29 protein-coding genes are annotated in these 25,512 nt (G+C 63.4%); 15 read left to right on the top strand and 14 right to left on the bottom strand.

Annotated elements, in window-relative coordinates:
• Positions 1-308: 308 nt before the first annotated feature.
• Positions 309-665, bottom strand: coding sequence for a hypothetical protein (locus tag BMY03_RS26185; RefSeq protein WP_143067558.1), 357 nt, complete (start codon positions 663-665; stop codon positions 309-311).
• Positions 666-1,465: 800 nt separating this feature from the next.
• Here BMY03_RS26185 and BMY03_RS26385 point away from each other — a divergent pair.
• Positions 1,466-1,603 (top strand): hypothetical protein, encoded by a 138-nt coding sequence (locus BMY03_RS26385; RefSeq protein WP_177182922.1) that lies wholly within the window; start codon positions 1,466-1,468, stop codon positions 1,601-1,603.
• The gene (locus tag BMY03_RS17320) at positions 1,596-1,826 is read left to right on the top strand and encodes a hypothetical protein (RefSeq protein WP_046854186.1); all 231 of its coding nucleotides are present in this window, start codon (positions 1,596-1,598) and stop codon (positions 1,824-1,826) included. The genes BMY03_RS26385 and BMY03_RS17320 overlap by 8 nt, the downstream gene beginning before the upstream one ends.
• Positions 1,827-1,970: 144 nt before the next feature.
• On the opposite strand, the gene BMY03_RS17315 is transcribed toward BMY03_RS17320, so the two are convergent.
• The 4 genes from BMY03_RS17315 to BMY03_RS17300 all read right to left on the bottom strand — a co-directional run bounded on the left by BMY03_RS17315 (position 1,971) and on the right by BMY03_RS17300 (position 4,838).
• Positions 1,971-2,567 carry a transglycosylase SLT domain-containing protein gene (locus tag BMY03_RS17315; protein WP_094011757.1) on the bottom strand — a complete coding sequence of 199 codons (597 nt, stop codon included), beginning with the start codon at positions 2,565-2,567 and terminating at the stop codon, positions 1,971-1,973.
• A gap of 121 nt (positions 2,568-2,688) precedes the next feature.
• Positions 2,689-3,360, bottom strand: a complete 672-nt coding sequence (locus BMY03_RS17310) for a serine/threonine protein phosphatase (RefSeq protein WP_094011756.1) — start codon at positions 3,358-3,360, stop codon at positions 2,689-2,691.
• The gene (locus BMY03_RS17305) at positions 3,357-4,058 is read right to left on the bottom strand and encodes a hypothetical protein (RefSeq protein WP_094011755.1); all 702 of its coding nucleotides are present in this window, start codon (positions 4,056-4,058) and stop codon (positions 3,357-3,359) included. The genes BMY03_RS17310 and BMY03_RS17305 overlap by 4 nt, the downstream gene beginning before the upstream one ends.
• Entirely contained in the window at positions 4,059-4,838 is a 780-nt protein-coding gene (locus BMY03_RS17300) for a MarR family transcriptional regulator (protein WP_094011754.1), read from the bottom strand.
• 464 nt (positions 4,839-5,302) lie between these two features.
• Here BMY03_RS17300 and BMY03_RS17295 point away from each other — a divergent pair, with 464 nt between their 5' ends.
• The 3 genes from BMY03_RS17295 to BMY03_RS26380 are packed head-to-tail and all read left to right on the top strand — an operon-like array spanning position 5,303 to position 7,523.
• Positions 5,303-6,115: an alpha/beta fold hydrolase gene (locus BMY03_RS17295; protein ID WP_094011753.1), complete on the top strand. Its 813-nt coding sequence runs from the start codon at positions 5,303-5,305 to the stop codon at positions 6,113-6,115.
• On the top strand, positions 6,108-7,316 hold the full coding sequence (locus tag BMY03_RS17290) for a PAS domain-containing sensor histidine kinase (RefSeq protein WP_052062227.1): 1,209 nt from the start codon (positions 6,108-6,110) through the stop codon (positions 7,314-7,316). Before BMY03_RS17295 ends, BMY03_RS17290 begins: the two co-directional genes overlap by 8 nt.
• A 54-nt stretch (positions 7,317-7,370) precedes the next feature.
• Positions 7,371-7,523, top strand: a complete 153-nt coding sequence (locus BMY03_RS26380) for a hypothetical protein (RefSeq protein ID WP_158659585.1) — start codon at positions 7,371-7,373, stop codon at positions 7,521-7,523.
• A gap of 26 nt (positions 7,524-7,549) precedes the next feature.
• On the opposite strand, the gene BMY03_RS17280 is transcribed toward BMY03_RS26380, so the two are convergent.
• From BMY03_RS17280 to BMY03_RS17265, 4 genes are all read right to left on the bottom strand, one after another.
• Positions 7,550-7,831: a type II toxin-antitoxin system Phd/YefM family antitoxin gene (locus BMY03_RS17280; protein WP_244891333.1), complete on the bottom strand. Its 282-nt coding sequence runs from the start codon at positions 7,829-7,831 to the stop codon at positions 7,550-7,552.
• A gap of 235 nt (positions 7,832-8,066) precedes the next feature.
• Positions 8,067-8,357 carry a type II toxin-antitoxin system RelE family toxin gene (locus tag BMY03_RS17275; RefSeq protein WP_023629498.1) on the bottom strand — a complete coding sequence of 97 codons (291 nt, stop codon included), beginning with the start codon at positions 8,355-8,357 and terminating at the stop codon, positions 8,067-8,069.
• On the bottom strand, positions 8,347-8,586 hold the full coding sequence (locus BMY03_RS17270) for a type II toxin-antitoxin system RelB/DinJ family antitoxin (RefSeq protein ID WP_094011752.1): 240 nt from the start codon (positions 8,584-8,586) through the stop codon (positions 8,347-8,349). Before BMY03_RS17270 ends, BMY03_RS17275 begins: the two co-directional genes overlap by 11 nt.
• 91 nt (positions 8,587-8,677) lie before the next feature.
• Positions 8,678-10,165, bottom strand: a complete 1,488-nt coding sequence (locus BMY03_RS17265) for a methylenetetrahydrofolate reductase C-terminal domain-containing protein (protein WP_094011751.1) — start codon at positions 10,163-10,165, stop codon at positions 8,678-8,680.
• 237 nt (positions 10,166-10,402) lie between these two features.
• Here BMY03_RS17265 and metE point away from each other — a divergent pair, with 237 nt between their 5' ends.
• On the top strand, positions 10,403-12,706 hold the full coding sequence (metE, locus tag BMY03_RS17260; protein WP_094011750.1) for a 5-methyltetrahydropteroyltriglutamate--homocysteine S-methyltransferase: 2,304 nt from the start codon (positions 10,403-10,405) through the stop codon (positions 12,704-12,706).
• Between the two features lie 64 nt (positions 12,707-12,770).
• Positions 12,771-13,289 carry a histidine phosphatase family protein gene (locus BMY03_RS17255; protein ID WP_023632629.1) on the top strand — a complete coding sequence of 173 codons (519 nt, stop codon included), beginning with the start codon at positions 12,771-12,773 and terminating at the stop codon, positions 13,287-13,289.
• On the opposite strand, the gene BMY03_RS17250 is transcribed toward BMY03_RS17255, so the two are convergent.
• Positions 13,286-14,242 (bottom strand): arsenic resistance protein, encoded by a 957-nt coding sequence (locus BMY03_RS17250; protein ID WP_094011749.1) that lies wholly within the window; start codon positions 14,240-14,242, stop codon positions 13,286-13,288. The two genes, BMY03_RS17255 and BMY03_RS17250, sit on opposite strands and share 4 nt — an antisense overlap.
• A gap of 76 nt (positions 14,243-14,318) precedes the next feature.
• Between BMY03_RS17250 and BMY03_RS17245 the strand changes: the two genes are divergently transcribed.
• A complete protein-coding gene (locus BMY03_RS17245; RefSeq protein WP_094011748.1) occupies positions 14,319-15,026 on the top strand; it encodes an SDR family NAD(P)-dependent oxidoreductase in 708 nt (235 codons plus the stop codon).
• Between the two features lie 67 nt (positions 15,027-15,093).
• Here the strand turns inward: BMY03_RS17245 and BMY03_RS17240 are convergent, their stop codons facing one another.
• The 4 genes from BMY03_RS17240 to BMY03_RS17225 all read right to left on the bottom strand — a co-directional run bounded on the left by BMY03_RS17240 (position 15,094) and on the right by BMY03_RS17225 (position 20,220).
• Positions 15,094-15,981 carry a hypothetical protein gene (locus BMY03_RS17240; protein ID WP_023631032.1) on the bottom strand — a complete coding sequence of 296 codons (888 nt, stop codon included), beginning with the start codon at positions 15,979-15,981 and terminating at the stop codon, positions 15,094-15,096.
• A 445-nt stretch (positions 15,982-16,426) separates the two neighbouring features.
• Positions 16,427-17,605 carry an acetyl-CoA C-acetyltransferase gene (locus BMY03_RS17235; RefSeq protein ID WP_038706800.1) on the bottom strand — a complete coding sequence of 393 codons (1,179 nt, stop codon included), beginning with the start codon at positions 17,603-17,605 and terminating at the stop codon, positions 16,427-16,429.
• A 189-nt stretch (positions 17,606-17,794) separates the two neighbouring features.
• Complete coding sequence (gene pta, locus BMY03_RS17230) at positions 17,795-19,885, bottom strand: phosphate acetyltransferase (RefSeq protein WP_094011747.1); 2,091 nt, start codon at positions 19,883-19,885, stop codon at positions 17,795-17,797.
• Positions 19,886-19,917: 32 nt separating this feature from the next.
• Entirely contained in the window at positions 19,918-20,220 is a 303-nt protein-coding gene (locus BMY03_RS17225; protein WP_094011780.1) for a DUF3565 domain-containing protein, read from the bottom strand.
• Here BMY03_RS17225 and BMY03_RS17220 point away from each other — a divergent pair.
• From BMY03_RS17220 to BMY03_RS17190, 7 genes are all read left to right on the top strand, one after another.
• Positions 20,219-20,704, top strand: a complete 486-nt coding sequence (locus BMY03_RS17220) for an FKBP-type peptidyl-prolyl cis-trans isomerase (protein WP_046854201.1) — start codon at positions 20,219-20,221, stop codon at positions 20,702-20,704. The two genes, BMY03_RS17225 and BMY03_RS17220, sit on opposite strands and share 2 nt — an antisense overlap.
• Before the next feature lie 145 nt (positions 20,705-20,849).
• Positions 20,850-21,332 carry a glutathione peroxidase gene (locus tag BMY03_RS17215; protein ID WP_094011746.1) on the top strand — a complete coding sequence of 161 codons (483 nt, stop codon included), beginning with the start codon at positions 20,850-20,852 and terminating at the stop codon, positions 21,330-21,332.
• 278 nt (positions 21,333-21,610) lie between these two features.
• Positions 21,611-21,916: a DUF3649 domain-containing protein gene (locus BMY03_RS17210; protein ID WP_094011745.1), complete on the top strand. Its 306-nt coding sequence runs from the start codon at positions 21,611-21,613 to the stop codon at positions 21,914-21,916.
• Positions 21,913-23,475 (top strand): PepSY-associated TM helix domain-containing protein, encoded by a 1,563-nt coding sequence (locus tag BMY03_RS17205; protein ID WP_094011744.1) that lies wholly within the window; start codon positions 21,913-21,915, stop codon positions 23,473-23,475. The genes BMY03_RS17210 and BMY03_RS17205 overlap by 4 nt, the downstream gene beginning before the upstream one ends.
• A complete protein-coding gene (locus tag BMY03_RS17200; protein ID WP_046854208.1) occupies positions 23,475-23,801 on the top strand; it encodes a DUF3325 domain-containing protein in 327 nt (108 codons plus the stop codon). Before BMY03_RS17205 ends, BMY03_RS17200 begins: the two co-directional genes overlap by 1 nt.
• Before the next feature lie 4 nt (positions 23,802-23,805).
• Positions 23,806-24,357, top strand: a complete 552-nt coding sequence (locus BMY03_RS17195; protein WP_244891332.1) for a sigma-70 family RNA polymerase sigma factor — start codon at positions 23,806-23,808, stop codon at positions 24,355-24,357.
• Positions 24,354-25,325, top strand: a complete 972-nt coding sequence (locus BMY03_RS17190; protein WP_038706795.1) for a FecR family protein — start codon at positions 24,354-24,356, stop codon at positions 25,323-25,325. The genes BMY03_RS17195 and BMY03_RS17190 overlap by 4 nt, the downstream gene beginning before the upstream one ends.
• Positions 25,326-25,512: the final 187 nt, after the last annotated feature.

Below are 25,512 nucleotides of genomic sequence, written 5' to 3'. Positions count from 1 at the left end.
CCCACGGTAAAAATAAATCTGTCCACTTTTTACATGTCCCCTTTTTACACTCCGATAGGCTGCTCTGGGTCGATAGCAGTCAGTCGTGAGCAGCTGCAATCGACCCAAAGCGGCCCTTCGGCGAGGTCGGCTAACGGCCATCAGCGGACGCTTGCGATTGTCGTCAATGCAGTATTAGCTGTCCCTTTGTGATCTGGGGCCTTAAATAGTTATGAGTAGTTTGGGCATGGGAGAGTCCAGCGGTAGGAAAACCAAATTTTTATGAAGACTCAGGCAGGTTGGGGGTGTTGGCGGAGTTTCAAAGGTTCTCATGCAGAGCCTAAGACGCTTTTACCGTACACGTACAAAGCTTGATCAAATTTTCCACACACAAGCCTTATTCCTTCTCCCAGCTGTAGTTCAATACTATCGATAGATCCCATTGAACGGCCATTTTCATGATAGCCTTTTCCTAGGCTGTAGGCCGTTTTGCCGTTTGCGTGATATGCCTTACCTAAACTCCAGGCTGTTTTTCCATTTGGGTGATAAGCTTTTCCCAAACTCCAAGCCGTTTTGCCATTGGAATGATAAGCTTTCCCTAAGCTCCACGCAGTCTTTCCATTTTCATGGTACGCTTTACCGAGGCTCCACATTGTTTTTCCGTTTGCATGGTAACTTGTAGACATAGTGCATTCCTTTGTATTCACTTGACGTTCAGGTGATGGCAAGAGGCTAGCCATAGCTGCCAGACATGTCTAGTGTCGACCTGCAGCTTTTGGCCGAAAGCTGCCTCTGGCGCACGTCCGCAATTGGTCGAAAACTGTCGCTCGGGAATGACCTCTTTTGTCCGTTTTCGGCCTTCCATTGAAGGCCGCTGTGGGTCGTTTCTGTCGTACCAACCTAGCAATTGAAGCAGGAGGGCGCATCTCTTACTGGATCTTCGCCAATTTCCGCTTCGATTCCACTGGAAGCCATAACTAGCTGATTTTTTTATAGATACCCTAAGAGGTAAATCAAAAAATCCACCAAATTCCAGCCCCGCGAAAACCGTGCCCTCACGTCCAACAACCGTCCGTCTGTCTCACTGTTTTTCGTAGTCATTGATCAAGCCTCGTTCATCTGCGTCGAACCGGCTCGTTGGGGGATTCTACGTGTCCTTGTGGTGTAGGCAGTTTCCCGCAGCATCCATCGCCTTTTCCCTGGCTTCCTAAGCTTGCATTAGCAGCCCCCAAGGAATAAATTCCCTCCGTCGCCGAAGCATCGGCGACGCGACCTTGGCCGGTCGGAATCGAAAGGCGCAGCAGCGCCCAGTCTTCATCGCAGGCGCTTTTTTTGTGCCCGCGATGTCGCGTCATGGCGGTGGTGCGCGGGACACCTTCGGGTGTGCCGGGCCCCTTTCGTCCCGGTCGGCCAACCCGCGTACTGCTGCCACCTAAACTTGCTTGGCCGCGAGCGGTGGCAGTTCCACAACGAAAGGAACTCATGCATGACCACCAAGATACTGAGGATCCTCGCATCCGCTCTCCGCCGCCCAACCCGTGCGGCCATCCCATCCCCAACCTTCTACCCGATCGACAGCCAGTCCCTCGCCGACCGCGCCAACCGCGAGGTGCGCCATGACTGACCATGAACGCATGTCTACCCTGCAAAGCTACGTCTGGACCCTCGAACTGCTAGGCGAGGCCCTGGTCCAGCATGACGAGGTGCTCGAGTGCGAGCACAACCCGCAACTGAGCTTCCGCAACACAGCGGGCATTCACCAGGCGATCCGGATCATCAGCCGCCTGGCCAGCGAGCAGTTCGGCAAGCTTGAGGTGATGAAAGAAGAGGGTGTTTCTACAGGTTGATGCTGCGCATCATCGGGGCCGCTTTGCGGCCCTATTGCGGGGTGTGTCCTGGGCGGACTCCACTTGAACCATCGCGTCTTGCAAGAGCGTGCCCGGTCGGCAACGCATTGCTCGCCCGGTGCTACATCACCCCCGAATCAGCGCCTACCAGAACCACCCACCCCGAGCCAGTTCCTGCTCGCAACTCCGATACTGCGCCCCAAACACCGACGCCCGCGCCTGCACCTTCTGCGACACGTTCTTCAGCCACGGCTTGCCGTCGTAACTACGGTTGCGGTAGCCGCCCCAGCCTTCGTGGTAATTCAGGTACTGGCCATAGGCGTCCCACTTGGACACGCCATTCACCCGCTGGCTCTTCTGCATGTACCAGCCCATGAAGTCGAGGGCGTCGGCGAAGTCGTCGCGGGCGGCGCCCCAGCCGCCGGCTTCGCGCTTGTAGTCGGCCCAGGTCTCGTCCTTGGCCTGGGCGTAGCCGTAGGCGGTGCTGACCCGGCCCCAGGGGATGAAGCCGAGGAAGTAATAGCGCGGCGGCAGGGCGTCGTGCTTGAACGACGACTCTTGGTACATCATCGCCATCGGCACCTGCACCGGGGCGCCCCAGCGCGCCTGCATCTTCAACGCCGCCTCGTACCACTTCGGCTTCTCGCGGAAGATCTCGCAGAGGTTCTCGGGGTTGGCGGGAGGCTTGGTGGCACAGCCGGCTACAGCCAGGAGCAGGGCCGGCATGGTGAGCCGAAGCATGGAGGAGTTTCCTTGTGCGGACGTCGGGGTCGCAGGGCGCTGACGCTTTATACATTCTTTTGAGACGCAGATGAATCAGCGGGCGATTACTCGATGCCTGGACCATGGCTGGCATCAACCGTTAAACCCAGACGTCTACCCAAGTTACGTCATCATCCATTTCAACAGTTTCAAAGGGCGCTGAATTGAGTGCAGAGCCCTGCCGCTCTACCTCGAGATCCGCCCAGAACCCGTCAGTCGCGAAGACCAATCGTTCCCCCGCTTCGACCTTTAGAGAAACAAAATCTGGCCGTGGTGCGGTCCTGGCCTTGTAGCAGCGTGTGACAATGTTTCGAGCGGGATCTTCGGCGAGCTCCCCATGGCTTTTGTCTCGCTGCCAGTTTGCCCAGCAGTGAGGTGGCGTAAGCCATTTGATCACAGTCCCTGCAGTGACAATGCCGCAGGAGCAATCCCCTTCGTACGCCACGGTCAGGTAACCGTTCGATATCACCCCGACCAGATAGCAGCATGTCCCTGTGTGGTCACGAAACAGTGGGCCATGGATTTCAGAAAGCACTTTCCCTAATAGCGCCTGTGCAGCGGCAGGGGAGGTATCAGTGTCACCGGCGGATAGCCATTTTTGATAGGTATCGATGACGTAGGTGACGAAGCTCCTGGCAAGTTGATCGCTCCCTGTTTTCGCCGTGCCATCGACAATCACGATCAACCCTCTATCGCCGTCGAACACGGCATCGGCAAAGTCGCCGTTGAGGTCAGTCGATGTTCCCTTGAACGACCTCGTCGAGAACCTCATTTCAAGGCGGCCAGTTCATGCAAACGTTGAAAAACCAGGCGTTCCCGGCCCGGGGTGGACCTTACGGAGTTGCTGCTCTGAACCGCATAGTCAATCCCGTCCAGGCTCAACAGTTCAGTCATCTCGGCGGCAACGTACTGCCTGAGCTCGTCTTCGGCCGCCTTGAGTTCCTGCAACAGTTCGGGCCGCCCATCGATGACGATCAGGATATCTTCTACATCCTTGTGATAAGGGTCGTTTTTTCCTCGGCCCTTGAACGCTTCCAGTTTGGTAGCCAGGAAGTACGGGGCCCTGAAGATTTTTATCTCCAGGCCACTTGGAAGTGGTTGTGTAGCGGAATGAGCCAAGCCTTCGACAAACCATCTGTTTGTGTAGCCCAAGACTTCTGCGGCTGTGGGCATTACATCCACGATAACGTCGTTGAAACGAAACCGGCAATTGACGTCATCCTCGCCGGTTAATTTTATGTTTTTAGCGGCCAGCCGTTCTGTGAGGTGGGCCCATTGAGCGATACCGGCCAACTCGATAACCAGGTCGACGTCCACCGTGTGGCGTATGTCATCGATGATCACCGGATCGGTGACCAGCATGGCCGTCGTGCAGCCGCCCACGAATGCGACTTCATCGAGCAAGTCTTGACCAAGCCCCTGAGCGACAAACTCAAGGAGCTCGAGGTTGTGGTCAGCGTTGGAGGGCATTTACTTCAGCCCCAATCCAGCTTTGAGAATGCCTACCGCGACACTGGTTTCGCGAGGGCCACCCACACGTATTGCATCAACCAGGGCCAGGTAGTGGTACAGCGTACGGTCCTGTTTCACCGCATGGGGGACCGTTTTGTAGAGCGGCTCTATCAGCTGGCCGCGCTCGATCCCTAGTGGGTCGGGCCAAACGTAGAGGGTTTCCCCAGCACTGCGGATGTTGCGGCTCAACGCGGGAGCGGCGAAGCCGGTCGGTATTCCACGAACCAAAGCACCCGGTCGTACCGGGAAAAAGTACTTCAAGGCGTGCTCGGCAAGTTTGAGCAGCTCACGGCGATTGACCTTCGGGAGCCCGGTAGCATGATCGTTGATCAGCAGGCCCGATTCGCGACATCTGCCCATGGCGTTCGACACTTCGCTCTTACTCAGGCCCAGCGATGCTGAAAGCGACCTGACAGAGTAGCGATCACTCCAGGACGAGAGCGCTGCCTCGACCGGTTCGACTGGATCGCTCCAGCCCTCCCAGCTTTCGCCGCCGGTGATAAGCAAATAGGCTTCCTTGGCGGCACTGGAATAGGAAAGTGCTGGCGCCGAATCGGTATCGGGATATCCAGCGCCGCTTGGCTTCAAAAATCTTCCCGTTCGATCGTATTCCCAGTCAGGCGCCTGCATGGCGCTCTTGATGGCGCGGTCGAGCTGCTCTGTGTCGATGAGCAAATTCTCTTCCTGAGCGTAGAGGCTCGCCATCTTGAACAGGAGCAAAATATCTTGACTCTTCATTCGAGTAAAAATCCCGTCTGTCCACATTCCATGAAACGTGGACACTTTAAGCTTCGTTCGCTTGCAGATGTCAAGACTAGGATGGCTTGTCATAGGTCGGATGTGTTCAAAAAGGCAGATTGGTTGTGGATTATCCACTCCTGGTCAGATGCCCTCTTGCCTAAGGGGCCTATTCGTCCCAATCCTTTCAATTGAGGGATGATTCCCACACGCCTTCACTCAAAAGGCGGCGATGCCCCGCAAAATCCGCCCTCTTTCCACCCATATCGCGTATGGTGTCCACCAGTTCAACCCCGATCCACCCGGTGCGCCCGTGACGTCGAGCCCCGCGCACTGCTGCTTCATTGGCCGCCCCAACCCGCCGGCCAATCCAAGCCACCCGCCCCACGCCTCGACTATTCTCACCAGCAGCATGGACCGCTCGGCACTGCTCAGCACAACGTTGCACGACATCGGGATAGGTAATGACCCTGCAAAAGCGTAACAACGTGCACGTCGCTGGGAACGGCAGTGCCACCTTGATCCTGTCTCACGGCTTCGGCTGCGATCAGTCGATGTGGCGCTGCCTGCTGCCTCATCTGGTCACGCGCTTTCGCGTGGTCAGCTACGACCTGGTTGGCGCCGGTCAGTCCGACCTTGCGGCCTACACGGCGGAAAAATATGCGTCGCTCTGGGGCTATGCCACGGACCTCAACGAGCTGATCGACGCTTATGCCGAGGGGCCGGTGATCGTGGTCGGGCACTCGGTGAGCGCGATGATCGGCGTGCTGGCCGAGCGTCAGCGGCCCGGGCGGATTGCCGGCCTGGTGATGATCGGCGGCTCGCCCTGCTACATCGATTCGGCGGGGTACTCCGGTGGCTTTGCGCCGGATGAAATCCAGGCGCTGCTCACCACTCTCGATGACAACTACCTCGGCTGGTCCAGTTCCATGGCCCCGACGCTGATGGGCACGCCCGGGCAACCATTGCTGGAGGCGGAGCTGACCAGCAGTTTTTGCCGCACCGACGCGCAGATCGCCCGGCACTTTGCCCGGGTCATCTTCCTCTCCGATCACCGCCAGGAGGTCAGCGGCCTGCCGGTACCGACGCTGATCGTGCAATGCACGGGCGACCCGGTGGTGCCGGTGGGCGTAGGCGAGTACCTGCACAGCGTGCTCCCCGACAGCCAGCTGAGCCTTATCGACAACATGGGCCATTACCCGCAGTTGAGTGCCCCGGGTGCCTGCGCGGCGGCGATGGATGCGTTCTTCGCCGGGCATGGATTCGGCCATGAATGACGCCGCCTTGTTGTTCGATGAGTCGTTGTTCGAGCATGCGCCGTGCGGGCTGGTCGTCATGGCCGCGGATGGCACCGTGCTGCGCTGCAACCAGACGTTCAGCCAGTGGCTGGGGCATGACCCGGCGGCGTTGCAGGCGCGCAGTTTCGATCAGTTGCTGACGGCTGCGGGGCGGGCGTTCCAGCTCACGCACTGGGGGCCGTTGATGAACCTGCAGGGCTCGGTGTCGGAGGTGAAGCTCGAACTGCGCCATCGCGATGGGCACCTGCTGGCCATGCTGCTCAACGGGGTGCGGCGTGAAACCGCCGAGGGGGTGCGCTACCACCTGGCGCTGCTCGGCACCGGCGAGCGGGACCGCAACGAACGGGCGGCGCTGGTGGCCATGCAGCGCGCCGAAGAGCTGCTGGCGCAGAAGGTCAGCGCCGAGGCCGCCCTGCAACGGGCACAGGCCGAACTTGCCGCTGCCTATGAAAACGCCGAGCGCCGCGCCATCCTCGCCGAGCAGATGGTCGCGGTCGCCAGCCATGACCTGAAGAACCCGATGACGGCCATCAAGATGGCGACCGAACTGCTCGAACGCGATGCCGACAGCGACCGGGCCCGGCGCTTGCTGGGCAGCATCGGCAGTGCCGCCGACCGGGCGCAGCGGATGATCGTCGACCTGCTGGACTTCGCCTCGATCAGGCTAGGGCAGGGCATCCGCGTGACGCGTCAGCAGGTCGATTTGCGCCAGGCGGTGGACCAGTGCGTGAGCGAGCTCAGGGTGGCCTTCGCCCAGGCCGGTATTCGCCATTATTCGCGCGGGCATGGCACCTTCGAAGTGGACCAGGACCGCTTGCAGCAGATGCTCGGCAACCTGGTCGCCAACAGCGTGGCCTATGGCGCCCCGGGCTTACCGATCACCGTGACCACCGACCTGACGGACGAAGGCGCGACCTTGAGCGTTCACAATCACGGGCCGGCCATTGCTGAAGCGGTGATCCCGACGCTGTTCGAGCCGATGACGCGAGGCAGCGAGCGCGAGGATCCGCTGCGTTCGGTGGGCTTGGGCTTGTTCATCGTCAAGCAGATTGTCGAGGCGCATGGCGGCAGGATCGGCATGCGTTCGGATGCGATCTATGGCACTACCTTCACCGTGTGGTTGCCGGCCAGGGGGGCTTTGCCTGGCACTGTTGCTGCCGTTGATGGACGGGAACAGTAATCTGCCCCGTTCTTCCTGCTCTTGCAGGGCTCATATACGGCGATTGGCAGCGGCATGCACCTCGTCATCGCGCCTGGCGCCAATACAGAGCACCAGCACACCGAGCTTATCGGGTTCACCTTGAGCGATGCGCTCGCGTACGACTTTAAGGACCCGCTGAGCTTCGGCGCGGCCAAGTTACAGAAGATTGTCTTCCTGTTGGGATGAAACCTGACAGTCCAGATCATGTGCTTCTACCTGAAGCGAGCCTCCATCTCCTCCAGGCTCACGGTGTGTTTATCATTGAGGCTGGGCAGGCGCTCGGTGGTGAGACGTTCGGCACGCAGGTCGGCGAGCTCGTCCAGCATGGCCTGGTAGGCTTGCACGCCCATCAGGACCGCAGCGGGTTCGTTGTCCTTGAATATGACCAGATGAGTGGCGTCTGTGCTGGTCACTTGTTTCAAGCGTGCGCCAAACTCCCGGGCCATGGTGGTGGTGGACACTGCCTGTTCAGCTCGGGTCAGTAGGCCGGTCATTTGGAGTTCCTCGGAGTCACATACGCTCAATTTGCATTTATCAATGCGCATGTCTGTACGTATGACAAACAGCTGGTACGGATGGTGAAGACAGCTATGTGGACTTGCAGACTATTGTCCCGGTTTGGGCAGTGCTTGGCCTCATCGGGACGTTTGCGAGATGTATCTCGCGCCCTCATAGCACCTTCATAGTGTCCTTGAGAGCGCCAGCGCTTTCGCCTCTGGAAGGCTTGATTTACTCGGTCAATCGTTCGGCCGCCTTGCGGTAAACCTGATCTCGCTCACGTTTATCCACGGCGACCACAAACACCACGATTTGATGATCGATGACCTGATAGACCAATCGATATCCGCTGCTGCGCAGCTTGATCTTGTAGCAGTCCGGGAAGCCGTGCAGACGGTTCGCTTCGACCCTCGGGTTGAGCAACACGGTTGCCAGCTTCTTCTTTAGCTGTTGGCGAATGGTGTCGCCGAGCTTCTGCCATTCCTTGAGTGCGCGCGCATCGAAATCGAGGTTATAGGTCATCCAGCGTTACCCTCACCCTCTGCGGCGAGGCCAGGCGTTCGCGTACCGTGGCGAGCAGTGCTTCGTCCTCTTCGGTCATTAACACGGGTTTAAAAGGCAGTTGCCCGCGCTCAGCAACATATTGCAGCGCTTGGCGCATCAGCTCGGAGGGGGTTACACCCAGCTTTTCCAGCTCACGGTAGGCGCGTACCTTGAGGTCGTCGTCGATACGTACATTGATGGACGCCATGTTTGCAGTCTCTTTGTAATGACATTGGTCTGTACAATGAGGCAAAGCAGTTTGTTGGGCAAGGGTAGTAACGAGATTACCGACAAGCGTATTACTCGTTGAACTCCGGAGCGACGTCAGGCTGCAGGGAGGGCGATCTCGAGGTGCCCCCTTCGAACCACCCCGGCCACGAACTACGCTGCCGGTTCTCCACCTGCACACAGGGAATCAGCCGTTCACGCAACACCTCGGTCCTGCCCACGCTCACCGCCAGCCGGTACTTGGCGCTGTGCACGCATTCCCGATCGCCAAACTCGCAACGGTCCAGGCTGGTGCCGCCGCACGGCCCGTTTGCCAGCCCCTTGGGGCAGGTCTCGGGGCAGATATACAGCGTGTCCTCCAGCCGGCAACTGCCACAGGTATCGCAGCCCACCATCGGCCGTTTGATACGCCGTTCCAGCTGGTGCAGCCACTGCGCTGCCGTGGGGTTGGCCCATAGCGGCCGGGTCACGGCCCAGCCGAAGGCCTTGCTCAAGGCGGTGGTGCGGCTGAACAGCTGGTGGTGCATCGCCGACAGCAGGTGATAGCGAACCTTTTCCTTGTTGGAGGCGGTGATCTGCCGCTGCCCGAGGCGCCAGGCGTGTCCGGGTGGATGGAAGGTGACCGGCGTCAGGCCAGGTGCCTGCCAGGCTGCTTCCCAGGCCGGGGCCCAGTCCCGCAGTGAGCTGAACTGCGGTTGCAGCACCTCGATGGTCTGCTCAAGTGCCTCGAACTGCGCCACCTCGTGGATGCCGGACAGGTGCACGCCTGCATAGCCCATCAATTTCAGGCCGATCACCTGCAAGGCCAGGCGCTGGTTGGCGCGTTCCTTGGCGTAGGTCTTGGAAACCGCTGCTTCGGCGGCCAGCAGTGCGCGCATCGATGGCGTGACGGTCACCCCGGCGACATGCTCGAGCATTCCGGCACGGCCCTCGGTCAGCGCCATGATGCAGGCCATCAGCGGCTTGGGGCGGGGCTGGCGCTGCATCCAGTCGAAGGCTTCCTGGTGTTTATCGATATCGAAACCGAGCTGCAGGATGAACAGGTCGGCTCCGGCGGCGAGTTTCTTTTCAGCCTTGCTGTACTGCGCGCCGCCTTCGGCCTCCTGGTACTTGAACGGGTTGAGCGCGGCGGCCAGCAGCCAGTGCGGGCGGGCCTGGCGGACGATCTGCAGGGCGGCGACGGATTCGAGGTAGCGCACCGGGCGCTCGCCCGGGACGTGGCCGGGCAGGCGGTCGCCGGTGAGCAGCAGCAGTTGGTCGAGGCCGGCGGCGTCCATGCGCTGCAATTGCGCCAGGAGTTCATGGCGCTCGCGGTCCTTGCCTGAGAAGTGCAGCAGGGCGGGGACGGGCTCGGCCAGGCTGTTGAAGGCGTCCAGCGGCGACATGTCCAGGGCGCTGCCGACGCGGTCGCCGATGGCCACGGTCAGCGGCCAGCCGCACAGCTGGGTGCGGGCCATGAGGGTGTCGAGGGTGGCGAAACGCTCGGCGCTGGGCTTGGGCACGAACTCCAGGATGCAGGCGAAGGCGTTGGCGTCCAGGGTCGTTTTCAACAGGCTCATGGGGTGTGGGCTACCGGGTTGGGGCAGGGTGGCAGTGTGCGACAGGTGGGCGGCTGGGGCATGTCTGATTGCGCGGGGGAGTATGTTGATTGAGACATTTGCGATGCCTGGCCGACGGCATGGCTAAGGCACTATGAGCAAATCTTGAGTTCATCTCAAATTTAATGAGTTTGTCTCACATTAAACCGCAGCCCAGAATCTCCCTCATTCATTTTAAGAAGATCGAGGGACCACGACATGGCACTGGCACACAACCTGGGTTTCCCACGCATCGGCCGCGACCGTGAGTTGAAGAAAGCCCAGGAAGCGTTCTGGCAGGGCGAGCTGAACGAAGCTGGCCTGCGCGCTGTGGGCCGTGAGCTGCGTGCCGCCCACTGGCAGGTGCAGAAGGACGCCGGCATCGACCTGCTGCCGGTCGGCGACTTCGCCTGGTACGACCAGGTGCTGACCCACTCGCTGACCTTTGGCGTGATCCCCGAACGCTTCCGTGCCAAGGACGCTGTCAAGCCGACCCTGCAGACCCTGTTCGCCATGGCCCGAGGCGCCGTGGCGACGGACCGAAGCGACAGCTGCTGCGGTGGTGCCCACGCCCAGGAGATGACCAAGTGGTTCGACACCAACTACCACTACCTGGTCCCCGAGTTCAGCGCCGACCAGCAATTCGCCCTGAGCTGGGAGCAGCTGTTCGAGGAGGTCGAGGAGGCCAGGGCCCTGGGCCATGCGGTCAAGCCGGTGGTGATCGGCCCGTTGACCTATTTGTGGCTGGGCAAGGCCAAGGGTGCCGACTTCGACAAGCTCGACCTGCTCGACCGCCTGCTGCCGCTGTATGACCAGATCTTCAACCGCCTGGCGGTGCAGGGCGTGGAGTGGGTGCAGATCGACGAGCCGATCCTCGCCCTCGACCTGCCGCAGGACTGGAAGAACGCCTACGAGCGGGTCTACAACATCCTCCAGCGCGCGCCGCTGAAAAAACTGATCGCCACCTACTTCGGCGGCCTCGAAGACAACCTCGGCCTGGCCGCCAACCTGCCGGTCGATGGCCTGCACATCGACCTGGTGCGTGCCCCGGACCAGTACCCGACCATCCTCGATCGTCTGCCGGCCTACAAGGTGCTGTCGCTGGGCGTGGTCAACGGCCGCAATGTCTGGCGCTGCGACCTGGACAAGGCGCTGGAGGTGCTGCGCCATGCCCATGAGCGCCTGGGCGAGCGCCTGTGGGTGGCGCCGTCGTGCTCGCTGCTGCACAGCCCGGTGGACCTGGCCCGTGAAGACCAGCTCGATGACGAGCTGAAAAGCTGGCTGGCGTTCGCCGTGCAGAAGTGCCAGGAAGTGGCGGTGCTGGCCAAGGCACTGAACCAGCCCGAGGCCGACGAGGTGCTGGCGGCGCTGGCGCAGAGCCGCGCCGTGCAGCACAGCCGCGCCACCTCGCCACGGATTCACAAGCCGGCGGTGCAGGCCCGCGTCGCCGCGATCAAGCCAACCGACAGCCAGCGCGCCACCGCTTTCGAGCAGCGCATCGCCAAGCAGCGCGCCGGGCTGAACCTGCCGGCGTTTCCGACCACCACCATCGGTTCGTTCCCGCAGACCGCGGCCATCCGCCTGGCGCGCCAGGCGTTCAAGCAGGGCACGCTGACCGAGGCCGACTATATCGAGGCCATGCACAGCGAGATTCGCCATGCGGTTGAGATCCAGGAAAACCTCGGTCTGGATGTGCTGGTGCACGGCGAGGCCGAGCGCAACGACATGGTCGAGTACTTCGCTGAGCAACTGGACGGCTACATGTTCACCCGTTTCGGCTGGGTACAGAGCTACGGTTCGCGTTGCGTGAAGCCGGCGGTGATCTTCGGTGACCTGAGTCGCCCGAAGGCGATGACCGTGGCCTGGATCACCTACGCCCAGGGCCTTACCCGCAAGGTGATGAAGGGCATGCTGACCGGCCCGGTGACCATGCTGATGTGGTCGTTCCCTCGCGAGGACGTGAGCCGCGAGGTGCAGGCACAGCAGCTGGCGCTGGCGCTGCGTGACGAGGTGTTGGACCTGGAGGCCGCCGGCATCAAGATCGTGCAGATCGACGAAGCCGCTTTCCGCGAGGGCCTGCCGCTGCGCCGCAGCGCCTGGCCGCGCTACCTGGAGTGGGCCACCGAGGCGTTTCGCCTGTGTGCCTCGGGTGTGCGGGACGAGACGCAGATCCACACCCACATGTGCTACAGCGAGTTCAACGATGTGATCGAGTCGATCGCGGCGATGGATGCGGATGTGATCACCATCGAGACCTCGCGTTCGGACATGGAACTGCTGGAGGCGTTCGAGCAGTTCGCTTACCCGAACGAGATCGGCCCGGGCGTGTACGACATCCACTCACCGCGGGTGCCCGCCAGGGAAGAGATGGTCAAGCTACTGCGCAAGGCTGCCCAGCGGATTCCGGCCGAGCGGTTGTGGGTGAACCCGGATTGCGGCTTGAAGACCCGTGGCTGGCCGGAAACCGAGGCGGCGTTGGTGAACATGGTCGCCGCTGCCCGCGAGTTGCGCGCTTCGGCCTGACCTCATCGCGCATGTTCCCCGGACTTCGGCTAGAGTGCCCGGACATTCCTGCCGAAGCCCTGCCATGAAGCCCATCCACCTCACCCTGATCTGCCACGCCCGCACCGAGGCGCAAAGGGTGGGGCGCTTCGCCCAGGATGGCGAGCCTTTGCTGGAATTGCCCTCGCTTGTGCCTGAACCGGCGGTCCGCTACCTCAGCGCACCTGAGCTGCGTGCCCGGCAAACAGCCGAGGGCCTGAGGGCGACAGTTGATGAGGGGCTGCGCGATTGCGACCTGGGCACCTGGAAAGGTCAGCTGCTCAAGCATCTGGATGAGGCCGAGTTGCAGGCATGGCTGAGTGACCCCCATGCCACGCCTCACGGCGGCGAATCGCTGGCCGCCCTGTGCGGGCGTGTTGCTCACTGGATGGACAGCGCCCTGGGCGAGGGCGAATGGATCGCCGTCACCCACCCCTTCGTCATCCGCGCCGCAATGCTGCATGCGCTGGGCGCGCCTGTGCAATCCTTCCACCGCATAGATGTGCAGCCCCTGGCCAATGTGCGGTTCAGCCATTACGGTCAGTGGCGGGTGCGACTGGCCTAGCGGCGCACCAACGCCGGCACGACGCGAACGTAGACCAGCTCGCTGACCAGCTCGACCAGCGTCTGGGTAATCACGGCCGCCGCTGCCAATGCCCGGATCGACTCAGGCAGCGCCAACGCCAACGGCAGCACCACCAGCGAGTTGCGCGTGGCGGCGCTGAAGGTCACCGCCCGGGCCTCGCCTGTGGACAACCTGAACAGGCGCGCCACAAACCACCCAAGCAGCGGCGCCAGCACAGCGAAGGCGACATACACCGGCACCACCGGCAGCAGGTCGTCCAGCCGGCTGGCGACCACGCCGATCTGCGAGCCGATCACCGCGATCAGCACCAGGGCCATGGCCGGCACCGGCAGCCAGGCCCAGGCATCGTTCCACTTCGAAACCACTGCAGAGCGCCGCGCCCCGGCGCTGGTGGCGACGGCCAGCAGCAGTGGCAGCGCGATCAGCAGCACGAAGGCCTCGACAAATGGCGCCACGGAAATCTCCACATGGCCGACGCCGCCGAGCATCAACGCCAGGTACAGCGGCAGCATCGCCAGTTGCACCAGCAACAGTACGGGCGTGGCGGCCAGGGTCAGGCGCGCGTCGCCCTTGCCGAGGTGGGTGAACACCACCACATAGTCGATACACGGCGTCAGCAGCACCAGCAGGGCGCCGACCAGCACGGCGGGTTGCTCGACCAGCCCCCGGGTTCCAGCCCAGACCAGCAGCGGCACCAGCACGAAGTTGGCCAGCAGCAGCGCGCCCATGAAGCGCCGGTTGCCAAGCCCTGCGCGCAGGTCGAGGAAGGGGATCTGCAGGAACATCGCGTACATCAGCACGGCGATGGCCGGAGTCACCAGCGCTTCGAGCGCCCCGGCGGCGGTGGGTAGGAGCAGGCCGAGCACGGCGGCCAGCGCCACGGCGACGAAGTAAAGGGGGATCTGGTTTTGCTCGAGTTGCTCTCTGTTCACGGGCGGCCTGGCATTTCCGACTGGATTACTGGGGCAGGCAGGGTACTATCCGGCGCAGTCCATAGGGAGTGATTCGATGCGAATTCTAGTGGTCGGTGCAAGCAAGGGATTGGGCCAGGCGCTGGTGCAGGGCCTGGGTGGGCAAGGCGATACGCTGATAGGTGTGTCGCGCAGCAGGCCGGCAGCGTTGCCGGGCGCGGCGCAGTGGATCGAGGCCGACCTCGGCCAGCCGCGCCAGGCCGCAGCGATAATCCAGGAGGCGGTGTCCGACGCTGGACTGGACGTGCTGGTGTACAACGTCGGCATCTGGGAGGCGCGGGCCTTCGAGGAGAACTACAGCTTTCTTGAGGATGACGAAGGGCAGATCGAGCGCATGGTCGACACCAACATCACCGCGCCGCTGCTGCTGATCAAGCGCCTGCTGCCGCTGCTGCTGCAGAGTGCCCGACCACGAATCATCCTCACCGGCTCCACCTCCGGCCTGCCGGGTAGTGGTCGCCCGGAGGTGACCTTTGGTGCCAGCAAGTTCGGCTTGCGCGGCATCGCCGAAAGCCTGCGTGAAGGCTTTCGCGAGCAAGGCCTGGGGGTGAGTTGCCTGAACCTGGGCTACCTGAACACCGAGGATGGCCTGGACGTGCCGCTGGCCGAGGCCGAACAACGGGGCGAGGGCTCGCTGATACCGTTGCACGATGTGGTGCAGGTGTGCCGGATGATGCTCAGCCTGTCCTCGGCCAGCTATGTGCGCGACATCACCTTGCCGGCGCTGCGCGACGAGCGCTTTTGAGCTGCGAGGGCGCGCGCCGATGCTGAAAAGGCCCGACAGGAGAACCCGTCGGGCCCGGGCAAGGGCCTCAGCTGACCAGGCAGATCGCCCGCAGTTTGGAGCCTTCGCGCACTTGCGTGGTGGTATCGCCGAGCCATTGCTGGGTATCGGTCTTCTGCTGTTTGGAGAACACGTCCTTGACGTTGTTCCAGCTTTCCACCGACAGCTGGTAGATCGCCTGGGACAAGGTGTACGACGATTGGAAGGTAATGGTGCCCTTATGGCTGGATGCCTTGATGGTGAACTCGCTGGCGTACAGCATGAAGTTTACCGAGCCGCTGTCGCCGGTTTGCAGGATGTTCTGGTTGAAGTTCGACTGGCGCTCGGTCTGCTCGGAATAGGACAGTGCCGCATTCACCAGGCTGCTCAGGGACTGTTTGATCTGCTCGACATCCTGGTTCTTCAGGCCGATGAAGCCTTTGACGAATGAGTCGACCAGCGCGTTGGCGTCATGGCTTTTTTGCTGGATCTGCGTGACTTGCGCTGCCAGCAGGGAAAGGAAGGGGATTTCCGCGATCTGCTGGGTGAAGGCGATGAAGTGCTCACGGTCACCGGCGGACTTTGGCTTTTGGTCGGTCGGCTGGTCCAGTGGGTTGTAGCCGGAGCGTCGGCGGGCAATGTCGATGGCCGTCTGTAGGCCTTCGTAGATGCTCACTGGTGCGCTGCCGGGGCTGACATTGGCGTCCGCATCCTTGGCATAGCTGCCGGTCGCCGTGCCCTTGGCCGGGCTGAAGAAGGGGTTGATGGCATCCGCGCCGCTGCGCATGGATTGGCCAGTCGCCGTGAGCAGTTGGCGGTTATAGTCCTGCGCGAAAATGTTGCCGCGCAGCGCCGTGGATTTTGCATTCGCCTTGGTTTCCGTCAGCCAGGCGTGGGCGCTTTCTTTTTCCGATGGAATTGCTCCTGGAGCGTGCATGTCAAATCCCTTTAGCAGATTTAATTATAGGTTCGATTGCACTTGAACTTAAGCAGTTCATGGAGTGCCTGACATAGGCTAGAGGGCACCTTGAAAGTGTCAAAGTGTCGTTTTGGTAACAGTCGGAAAGTAGTGTGCGCTGTTGAGCGTATTCGAATTAATGGCGCAGCTGCTTATCGTGAGCCGTTAAGTTGATGAGACTTTAAGTGCTCATTTGAAGGTGTTTTTTTATTTTATGAGTTCTTTCGAGCTGCACTATTAATTGCAACTAGTGCTTCTGGATGGCGATTGTTCATGGTGGGCAACAGATCTTCGGGGCCGCTTCTGCGGTCCATCGCCAGCGGGTCGGCTCCCACCGCAGCAGCGCACGACTATCGGGCAGTGTGGCCGGGGTGGGAGTAGGCTTGCCGACGATGGGCTGCAAGGCAGCCCCAAGAGCCGTCGGTCAGCGCTCGATTGCCAGGGCCACACCTTGGCCGCCGCCGATGCATAGCGTCGCCAACCCTTTCTTGGCATCGCGCTTGATCATCTCGTGCAGCAGGGTCACCAGCACCCGGCAGCCCGACGCGCCGATCGGGTGGCCCAGGGCAATGGCGCCGCCATTGACGTTGACCTTCGCCGCATCCCATTCCAGCTGCTTGCCCACCGCCAGGGCCTGGGCGGCGAAAGCTTCGTTGGCTTCGATCAGGTCCAGGTCGGCGAGCTGCCAGCCGGCCTTGTCCAGGCAGCGCCGGGTTGCCGACACCGGGCCGATGCCCATGATCGCCGGGTCCACCCCGGCGCTGGCGTAGGCGGCGACCTTGGCCAGAACCGGCAGGCCCAGGGTCTTGGCCTTGGCGGCGCTCATCAACAGCACGGCGGCGGCGCCGTCGTTGAGGCTCGAGGCGTTGCCAGCGGTGACGCTGCCGTCTTTCTTGAACGCGGCGCGCAGTTTGCCCAGGGACTCGGCGCTGGTGCCAGGGCGTGGCTGCTCGTCGGTGTCGAACACCAGCGGCTCGCCTTTTTTCTGCGGGATGTGGATCGGGGTGATCTCGTCCTTGAAGCGGCCGGCCTCGATGGCGGTCACGGCCTTGCGCTGCGACTCGGCGGCGAAGGCGTCCTGCTGCTCGCGGCTCAGGCCGTACTTGTCCACCAGATTCTCGGCAGTAATGCCCATGTGGTAATCGTTGAAGGCGTCCCACAGGCCGTCGCTGATCATGCTGTCGACCAGCTGGCCGTGGCCCATGCGCTGGCCGGTGCGTGCCGAGGGCATTACATAAGGCGCCAGGCTCATGCTCTCCTGGCCACCGGCGATCACCACCTCGGCGTCGCCGCAGCGGATGGCCTGGGCGGCCAGGTGCAGGGCCTTGAGGCCCGAGCCGCAGACCTTGTTCAGGGTCAGGGCCGGTACTTCATAAGGCAGGCCAGCCTTGACGGCGGCCTGGCGGGCGGGGTTTTGCCCGGCACCGGCGGTGAGCACCTGGCCGAGGATCACTTCGTCGACCTGCGCCGGGTCCAGCTGGGTCTGGGCCAGCAGCTGGCGGATCACCGCGGCGCCCAGTTCCACGGCGGACACGTTGGCCAGGGCCCCCTGGAAACTGCCGATGGCAGTGCGGGTGGCGGCGACGATGACGACTTCGTTCATTGTTGTTCTCCAGGATACGAGCGTGATCGTTACAGCATCCGCGCCTGGGGCTTATTTGAGAAGTTTGTTTTTCTTTGCCATTGATCTGAAATTCAAATGAATGATCGGCGTGCCGGCATGCCCTCATTCGGACTCGCCAAGGCTTGGCCACTCCGATGAGCGTGGGGCCGCATGACGGCCCTTTGCCGTTCAGCGCACGGTGCTGGCCTGGATCGCGGTCAAGGCGATGGTGTGCACGATATCGTCCACCTGCGCGCCGCGCGGCAGGTCGTTGACCGGCTTGCGCAGCCCTTGCAGCATCGGCCCGAGGCTGACGCAGTCGGCGCTGCGCTGCACCGCCTTGTGCGTGGTGTTGCCGGTGTTCAGGTCGGGGAACACGAACACCGTGGCGCGCCCGGCTACCGGACTCGACGGCGCCAGCTGTCGGGCAATCTCGGGATTGGCGGCGGCGTCGTACTGCAACGGGCCGTCGATCAGCAGGTCGTGCTCGGCCTGCTGCGCCAGGCGCGTGGCCTCGCGGACCTTCTCCACTTCTTCGTCGCTGGCCGCCGAGTCGCTGGAGTAGCTGAGCATCGCCACCCGTGGCGCGATGCCGAACGATTCGGCCGACTCGGCGCTCTGCCGGGCGATCTCGGCCAGTTCGGCTGCGCTGGGGTGCGGGTTCATCACGCAGTCGCCATAGACCAGCACCTGGTCGGGGAACAGCATGAAGAACACCGAGGACACCAGGCTGCTGCCCGGTGCGGTCTTGATCAGTTGCAAGGCCGGCCGGATGGTGTTGGCGGTGGAGTGCACCAGACCGGAGACCAGGCCGTCCACTTCGCCGAGGGCCAGCATCATGGTGCCGATCACCACCGGGTCTTCCAGCTGCTGCTCGGCCATCGGCGCGTTGAGGTTCTTGCTCTTGCGCAGGTTCACCATGGGTTCGACATAGCGGCCACGGATCACCTCGGGGTCGAGTACCTCCAGGTCCGGCGGCAGGCTGATGCCCTGGGCGCGGGCCACGGCCTGCACTTGCTCGGGTTTGGCCAGCAGCACGCAACGGGCGATGCCCCGGGCCTGGCACAAGGCCGCGGCCTGCACCAGCAAGGGCTCGGCGCCCTCGGGCAGGACGATGCGCTTGTTGGCCTGCTGGGCGCGCTGGATCAACTGGTAGCGGAACACCGCCGGTGACAGGCGCAGCTCGCGTGGCGTGCCGCAGCGCTGGTGCAGCCAGGCGGCGTCCAGGTGGCTGGCGACGAAGTCGGTGATGAACTCGGCGCGCTCGCGGTCGTCCACCGGGATCTCGCGGTTCAGCGAGTTGAGCTGGTTGGCGGTGTCGTAGGAGCCGGTGCTCACCGACAGGATCGGCAGGCCGGCCTGCAGGGCGCCGCGGCACAACTCGAGGATGCGCGGGTCGGGCTTGCTGTCGCTGGTCAGCAGCAGGCCGGCCAGGGGCACGCCGTTGATCGCCGCCATGCACACGGCGAGGATGATGTCGTCGCGGTCGCCCGGCGTCACCACCAGGGTGCCGGAGGTCAGCAGCGGCACGGTGTTGGCCACGGTGCGGGCGCAGATGATGATCTTGCTCATGCGCCGCTGGTCGTAGTCGCCGGGGTTGAGCACCTGGGCGCCGAGCAGCTCGGCCACGTCGCGGGTGCGCGGGGCGTTGAGCTCGGCCTGGTAGGGGATGCAGCCGAGCAGGCGGAAGTCGTTGCCGCGCAGCAGCGGCGAGTGCTCGCGCAGGCGGGTGGCGAAATCGGCCATGCTTTCGTCGGTGCGCACCTTGTTGAGGATCACCCCCAGCACTTTCGGGTCGCGCGGGCCGCCGAACAGCTGGGCCTGCAGCTCGACGCGGCCGGACAGCTCGCTGAGTACCTCGTTTTCCGGCGCCGATACCAGGATCACCTCGGCGTCCAGGCTCTTGGCCAGGTGCAGGTTGACCCGGGCGGCATAGCTGGCGTGACGGGTCGGCACCATGCCTTCGACCACCACCACGTCCTTGCCGACGCAGGCCTGCTGGTACAGGCGGATGATCTGTTCGAGCAGTTCGTCGAGCTGGCCGTCACCGAGCATGCGCTCGACATGGCCCAGGCTCAGGGGCGTCGGCGGCTTGATGCCATGGGTGCGGGCGACCAGTTCGCTGGAGCGCTCCGGGCCGGTGTCGCCGGGGTGCGGCTGCGCAATCGGCTTGAAGAAGCCGACCTTGAGCCCGGCGCGCTCCAGGGTGCGCACCAGGCCCAGGCTGATGGAGGTCAGGCCGACACCGAAGTCGGTCGGCGCGATGAAAAATGTCTGCATGCGTGCTTCTCGGAATAAGCGGTGCAAGGAGTTCAGCGGCCAAGGGTAGCGCTAACGGCACCCTGAGCGCACCAGCCGCAGGGGAATACCTGGCCGATGCGCCGGGCGCGTTCGTCGGCATCGAGCACCCAGGGCCGTGCCTGCCACGGCGGCTGGTGGCGCAGATGCTGGGTGTGGCCGCAGGACAGCTCGACCACCCAGTGCCGCTCTTCGTCGAGGTGGAAGCCGGTGATCCGACTGATGGGCTGCTGTTGGTCCGCGCCGGGTTCGCAATCGGCCGATGCGTTGGTTACACTTGTTCGTTCTATATTCTTTTGCAAAAGGTCTTGCCCCATGCTGATCGCCGCCAACAAGGCTGTCTCCATCGACTATACCCTCACCAACGACGCTGGTGAGGTCATCGACAGCTCCGCCGGTGGTGCGCCGCTGGTCTACCTGCACGGTGCCGGCAACATCATCCCGGGCCTGGAAAAAGCCCTGGAAGGCAAGCAGGCCGGTGAGGAACTGACCGTTGCCATCGAGCCCGAAGAAGCCTACGGCGAATACTCCGCCGAGCTGGTCAGCACCCTGAGCAGCAAGATGTTCGAAGGCGTCGACCAACTCGAAGTCGGCATGCAGTTCCACGCCTCGGCGCCGGACGGCCAGATGCAGATCGTCACCATCCGCGACATCGACGGCGACGACGTGACCGTCGACGGCAACCACCCGCTGGCTGGCCAGCGCCTGAACTTCAAGGTCAAGGTTGTCGACGTGCGTGACGCCAGCGAAGAAGAAATCGCTCACCGTCACATCCACGGTGAAGGTGGCCATCACCACTGATTTTCTGCGCTAAGCTCAGAGAGTCGCCAGGCGCTCGGGCAAGCCGGACTTGCCCTCCTCGGGAGGGTGGACGGTTTGGCCGCGCGCCTTTTTCGTGGGCGGGATTCGCCCCTGCGGCAATCGGAACCTGAGAGGGGATTTCATCATGAGTGCATTTCACGACCTGACGTTGAAGGCGCTGAACGGCGAGGACCTGCCCCTCGCTCCGTTCAAGGGCCAGGTGGTGCTGGTGGTCAATGTCGCCTCCAAGTGCGGGCTGACGCCGCAATACGCTTCGCTGGAAAAACTGCACCAGCAATTTAAGGGCAAGGGCTTCAACGTGCTCGGCCTGCCGTGCAACCAGTTCGCAGGCCAGGAGCCTGGCAGCGAGAAGGAAATCCAGGACTTCTGCAGCCTCAACTACGGCGTGAGCTTCCCGCTGGGGGCCAAGCTCGAGGTGAACGGCCCGCAACGTCATTCGCTGTATCGCCTGTTGGCGGGCGAAGGCGCTGAGTTCCCTGGCGACATCAGCTGGAATTTCGAGAAGTTCCTGGTCGGTAAGGATGGCCGGGTGCTGGCACGCTTCGCCCCACGTACCGCACCAGATGATCCGACCGTGGTGCAGGCCATCGAGAAAGCGCTGGCTTGAAGGCAGCGCCAACAGGGGGCGCTTGTCCAGAGGGCTGTCGCGCGGTGGGTGTGGTTCTGGAGGCTCTCGAGCGGGTTGTCGAAATTGACCAGAGCGCGCCGGCATCGGCCTGCAGGTCCCCGTTGGCGGTGCCGCTTTCCAAGGTGCGCACCTCCTTGGGTTTCAACTCGTAACGACTGACCCGTTGGGCAGCTGGCTCGCCATCGCGCGTGTCGGCATGCTTTGCTTATGAGAATTGAAATCATTAGTATTGCAGCCCCCATTCCCGGATCCTCGTCATGAAGAGCAAAGCCGCCGGCCTTCCCCTGAGCTACCGCCTGGCCGTGACTTCCCGCAGCTTGGCAGCGCTGCTGGGCGGCTATCTGCTGGCGTCGATGGCCAGTGTCTGCATCACCCTGCTTGCGCCGATGACCCAGGCCGACGCGACGATGACCGGGATGATGCTGTCATTCGTCTTCTACCTGATCGCCTTCATCTGGTGCTTCGCCTGCCGCAGCGCTTGGCGCGCCTGGCTGGGCATGCTGCTGCCAAGCCTGGTGCTGGGGCTGATCAACGCATTGGCCTACTGGATGAACCTGCCATGAAAGAAGGCTTCCGCCAGGCCATGGCCTGGCTGCACACCTGGACCGGCCTGATCTTCGGCTGGCTGCTGTTCGCCATCTTCCTCACCGGGACGCTGTCGTACTTCAAGGACGAGATCAGCCACTGGACCCAGCCCGAGGTGCAGAGTCATCCACTCGACCCGGTGACCAGTCTCGGCCTGGCCCAGCGTTACCTCGAAACCAATGCCGGCCATGCCAGCACCTGGTTCATCCGCCTGCCCAGCGAGCGCGAGGCGGCGTTGAGCGTCAGCTGGCGTGACCCGAACGGTGGTGGGCGGCGTGGTTTCACCGACAAGGAGCTCGACGCGCGCACTGGCGAGGCGGTCGAGGCCCGCGACAGCCGTGGCGGCGAGTTCTTCTACCGGTTCCACTTCCAACTGCAGATGCCCCACCCTTGGGGGCGCTGGCTGTCGACCTTCTGCGCCTTCATCATGCTATTGGGGCTGGTCACCGGGATCATCACCCACAAGAAGATCTTCAAGGAGTTCTTCACCTTCCGCCCGGGCAAGGGCCAGCGGTCCTGGCTCGACGGTCACAACGCCATCGGTGTGCTGGTGCTGCCGTTCCACCTGATGATCAGCTACAGCAGCCTGGTGATCTTCATGTACATGGTCATGCCGGCCAGCATCCTGGCCAGCTACGGCGACAGCAGCGGCTACTTCAACGATGTGTTCGGCCGCGACGAGGTGCCCAAGGCGGTTGCCCAGACCGCGCCGCTGGCGCCGTTGACCGAACTGTATGCCAAGGTCCAGGAACAGGCGCCGGGGGCGCGCATGGGCTACATCCAGGTGCACAACCCGGGTGACCGCAACGCCCGGGTCACTTTCACCCGCGCCTCGGCCGACAGTGTCGCCTACCAGCGCAGCGCCATCTGGACCTTCGATGGCGTCAGTGGCGAGCTGCTGCGCCGCGGCGCGCCGGAAAGCGCGGCGATGACTACCTCGTTCACCTTCGTCGGCCTGCACATGGGTAACTTCGCCGGGCCTTGGCTGCGCTGGCTGTACTTCGCCTTCGGCGTGGCCGGCACCGCCGTGATCGGCACCGGGCTGGTGATGTGGCTGGGCAAGCGCCAGCTCAAGCATGCCAAGAGCGCGCGCATGCCCGGCGAACTGCGCCTGGTCGAAGTGCTGAACATCGCCAGCATGAGCGGCCTGTTGCTGGGCGTGGCGGCGTTCTTCTGGGCCAATCGCCTGCTGCCGGCAACGCTGGAAGGGCGGGCTGACTGGGAGATCAACGGCTTCTTCCTGGCCTGGGGCGCGTCATTGCTCCACGCCATGCTCAGGAGCGGGCGCCGCGCCTGGGGCGAGCAACTGACGCTGGGCGCGCTGGCGTTCGCCTTGCTGCCGTTGCTCAACGCGCTGACCTCCGACCAGGGCCTGGATCACTCCATCGCCGCGGGTGACTGGGCCATGGCCGGTTTCGACCTGACGGCCCTGGCCACCGGCCTGTTCCTGGCCTGGGCCGCCGGCAAGATGCTGCGCGCGCCCAAGCCGGTCGCCAAGCATGCGCCACGCGCCGCCAAGACCGTGGAGGCGAGCTGATGCTGGGGGTTGCGCTGATGGGCTTCGCCGGTTTTGCCGGCCTGTGCCTGGCCATGGAAAAACACTTCAACGACCTGCTCGGGCGCAAGCCCACGGGGCGGCAGCTGCGAGCCTTGAAGATCACGGGCTGGGCGTTGCTGCTGCTGTCGTTGATCCTCGCCGTGCATGGGCGCGGCTGGGCCCTGGGCCTGGTGGAGTGGATCGCCGTGCTGATGGCCGGCGTGACCCTGTGGGTGTTCGGCCTGCCCTACCAGCCGCGGCTGTTGCTCGGCGCGGCGCTTGCCAGCCTGGTGCTCGGGCCGCTGCTGGCCGTGCTGGCGGTCTAGGCCCTTGAGCGACTCCGAGGCCGGCGGCGGGCGGGCACGCTTTGTCCAGGTGTTCCTCGCCCAGCGTGCGCGCATGGAGGCGCTGGTCAGCCGCCGCGTCGGCTGCCGCGCCACGGCGTCGGACCTGGTGCAGGACTTGTTCCTGCGCTTCTGGCGGCGCCCCGAGGTGCAGGTCGAGGCGCTCGATACCTACCTGCTGCGCAGCGCCAGCAACCTGGCTATCGACTACCTGCGCAGCGAAGGCAGCCGCGACCGGGTCGCTGAAGGCCTGCATGATCATGACAGCGTGTCGGACAGCCAGGCCCCCGACCAGGCCCTGGAGGTCAATCACGACCTGCAACGCATCGAGGCGGCCCTGCGGGCGCTGCCCGAACGCACCCGGCAGATCTTCCTGCTCAGCCGCATCCATGGCTGCACCTACGGCGAGATCGCCAAGGCCATGCAGTTGTCCCAGAGCGCAGTGGAAAAGCATATGATGCGCGCCCTCGAAGCGTGCAAGGCGAGTGTCGCCGACCCCGCGTCCCCACTGCGCCGGCCAGGGAGCGCCCGTCGATGAGTGTTGAACAGCCGATCACTGCCGCCCAGTCCCAGGCCGCCCTGCGCTGGCTGGGGCGCATCCAGCAGCAGCCGGCGCAGGCCGAGGGCGCGGCGTTCAAGCGTTGGTTGCTGGAGAGCCCCGCCCATCGCCAGGCCTATGCCGAGGCCCAGGCGCTTTGGCGCCTGAGCGAGGCGCCGGCGGCGCGGCTGGCGGCCGAGGAACACCAAGGGCTGCAAACATACCTGGAGGCCATGCGCCGGCCCGAGCGCAAGCGACCGTGGCGCGGCCTGGCAGTGGCGGCGAGCCTGGTCCTGGCGCTGGGATTCGCGGCAGGCTGGCAGCCGCAGTTCTGGCTGCAGGACCTACGCGCCGACTACACCAGCGGGGCGCAGGTGCGGCAGGTGACCCTGGCCGATCGTTCGCAACTGACCCTGGATGCCGGCACTGCCGTGGCAGTGGATTTCGCCCAGGGCGAGCGGCGTGTGCGGTTGCTGCGCGGCGCCGCGTTCTTCGAGGTGACCCATACCGGCGAGCCGTTCCTGGTGGATGCCCAGGGCGGCGAAGTGCGGGTGCTGGGGACCCAGTTCGAGGTGCGCGGGCAGGGTGACGGCGCGCAGGTCACGGTACGCAGCGGGCGGGTGGCGGTGACGGCAGCCGAAGGGCAGCCTGCCCGCGAACTGACAGCCAACCAGCAACTGGCCTATGCCGGTGGTGTGGCCGGTGGGGTCGAGGCGGTGGACAGCGACAGCCGCCTGGCCTGGCGCCAGGGCTGGCTGAACTACTACCAGGTGCCGTTGGCGCAGGTGCTCGAGGACCTGGGGCGTTACTACCCGGGGCGGATCCTGCTGCTCGACGGTGAGCTGGCGCAGCGCAGGGTCAGTGGCAGTTTCCCGGTTGAGGAACCGCTGGCCGCGCTGGATTCGCTGGGCAAGGTGCTGGGGTTCGAGCGGCAGACGCTGTTGGGCCGGTTGACCGTTTTGCGTTGACCTGAGCCGACGTCAGCGCGGGGCAAGCCCGCTCCCACGATCTTGGACCCTGCAAGCCACCGCGTGGGAGCGAGCTTGCCTCGCGATAGGGTCGGAACAGCAAAATATTTCCATCAGGTGATGAGGTACCCCACGCCGGCATCCGTGTAGTAAGTGGAAGTGCGATTCATTCGCATACGATCATCCC

Origin of the sequence: Pseudomonas soli, from assembly GCF_900110655.1 — a bacterium.
Lineage (GTDB): Bacteria > Pseudomonadota > Gammaproteobacteria > Pseudomonadales > Pseudomonadaceae > Aquipseudomonas > Aquipseudomonas soli.
This window is presented reverse-complemented; position numbering and strand designations above follow the sequence as displayed.

Coding starts and splice junctions, on each gene's coding strand:
- BMY03_RS17320 (WP_046854186.1), top strand. CDS start 1,596: ATGACTGACCATGAACGCATGTCTACCCTGCAAAGCTACGTCTGGACC.
- BMY03_RS17220 (WP_046854201.1), top strand. CDS start 20,219: ATGCTGATCGCCGCCAACAAGGCTGTCTCCATCGACTATACCCTCACC.
- BMY03_RS17315 (WP_094011757.1), bottom strand. CDS start 2,567: ATGCTTCGGCTCACCATGCCGGCCCTGCTCCTGGCTGTAGCCGGCTGT.
- metE (WP_094011750.1), top strand. CDS start 10,403: ATGGCACTGGCACACAACCTGGGTTTCCCACGCATCGGCCGCGACCGT.
- BMY03_RS17215 (WP_094011746.1), top strand. CDS start 20,850: ATGAGTGCATTTCACGACCTGACGTTGAAGGCGCTGAACGGCGAGGAC.
- BMY03_RS17240 (WP_023631032.1), bottom strand. CDS start 15,981: ATGCACGCTCCAGGAGCAATTCCATCGGAAAAAGAAAGCGCCCACGCC.
- BMY03_RS17235 (WP_038706800.1), bottom strand. CDS start 17,605: ATGAACGAAGTCGTCATCGTCGCCGCCACCCGCACTGCCATCGGCAGT.
- BMY03_RS17265 (WP_094011751.1), bottom strand. CDS start 10,165: ATGAGCCTGTTGAAAACGACCCTGGACGCCAACGCCTTCGCCTGCATC.
- BMY03_RS17210 (WP_094011745.1), top strand. CDS start 21,611: ATGAAGAGCAAAGCCGCCGGCCTTCCCCTGAGCTACCGCCTGGCCGTG.
- BMY03_RS26185 (WP_143067558.1), bottom strand. CDS start 665: ATGTCTACAAGTTACCATGCAAACGGAAAAACAATGTGGAGCCTCGGT.
- BMY03_RS17280 (WP_244891333.1), bottom strand. CDS start 7,831: ATGACCGGCCTACTGACCCGAGCTGAACAGGCAGTGTCCACCACCACC.
- BMY03_RS17300 (WP_094011754.1), bottom strand. CDS start 4,838: ATGAAGAGTCAAGATATTTTGCTCCTGTTCAAGATGGCGAGCCTCTAC.
- BMY03_RS17190 (WP_038706795.1), top strand. CDS start 24,354: ATGAGTGTTGAACAGCCGATCACTGCCGCCCAGTCCCAGGCCGCCCTG.
- BMY03_RS17245 (WP_094011748.1), top strand. CDS start 14,319: ATGCGAATTCTAGTGGTCGGTGCAAGCAAGGGATTGGGCCAGGCGCTG.
- BMY03_RS26380 (WP_158659585.1), top strand. CDS start 7,371: ATGCACCTCGTCATCGCGCCTGGCGCCAATACAGAGCACCAGCACACC.
- BMY03_RS26385 (WP_177182922.1), top strand. CDS start 1,466: ATGACCACCAAGATACTGAGGATCCTCGCATCCGCTCTCCGCCGCCCA.
- BMY03_RS17255 (WP_023632629.1), top strand. CDS start 12,771: ATGAAGCCCATCCACCTCACCCTGATCTGCCACGCCCGCACCGAGGCG.
- BMY03_RS17225 (WP_094011780.1), bottom strand. CDS start 20,220: ATGGGGCAAGACCTTTTGCAAAAGAATATAGAACGAACAAGTGTAACC.
- pta (WP_094011747.1), bottom strand. CDS start 19,885: ATGCAGACATTTTTCATCGCGCCGACCGACTTCGGTGTCGGCCTGACC.
- BMY03_RS17310 (WP_094011756.1), bottom strand. CDS start 3,360: ATGAGGTTCTCGACGAGGTCGTTCAAGGGAACATCGACTGACCTCAAC.
- BMY03_RS17290 (WP_052062227.1), top strand. CDS start 6,108: ATGAATGACGCCGCCTTGTTGTTCGATGAGTCGTTGTTCGAGCATGCG.
- BMY03_RS17305 (WP_094011755.1), bottom strand. CDS start 4,058: ATGCCCTCCAACGCTGACCACAACCTCGAGCTCCTTGAGTTTGTCGCT.
- BMY03_RS17205 (WP_094011744.1), top strand. CDS start 21,913: ATGAAAGAAGGCTTCCGCCAGGCCATGGCCTGGCTGCACACCTGGACC.
- BMY03_RS17270 (WP_094011752.1), bottom strand. CDS start 8,586: ATGGCGTCCATCAATGTACGTATCGACGACGACCTCAAGGTACGCGCC.
- BMY03_RS17200 (WP_046854208.1), top strand. CDS start 23,475: ATGCTGGGGGTTGCGCTGATGGGCTTCGCCGGTTTTGCCGGCCTGTGC.
- BMY03_RS17295 (WP_094011753.1), top strand. CDS start 5,303: ATGACCCTGCAAAAGCGTAACAACGTGCACGTCGCTGGGAACGGCAGT.
- BMY03_RS17275 (WP_023629498.1), bottom strand. CDS start 8,357: ATGACCTATAACCTCGATTTCGATGCGCGCGCACTCAAGGAATGGCAG.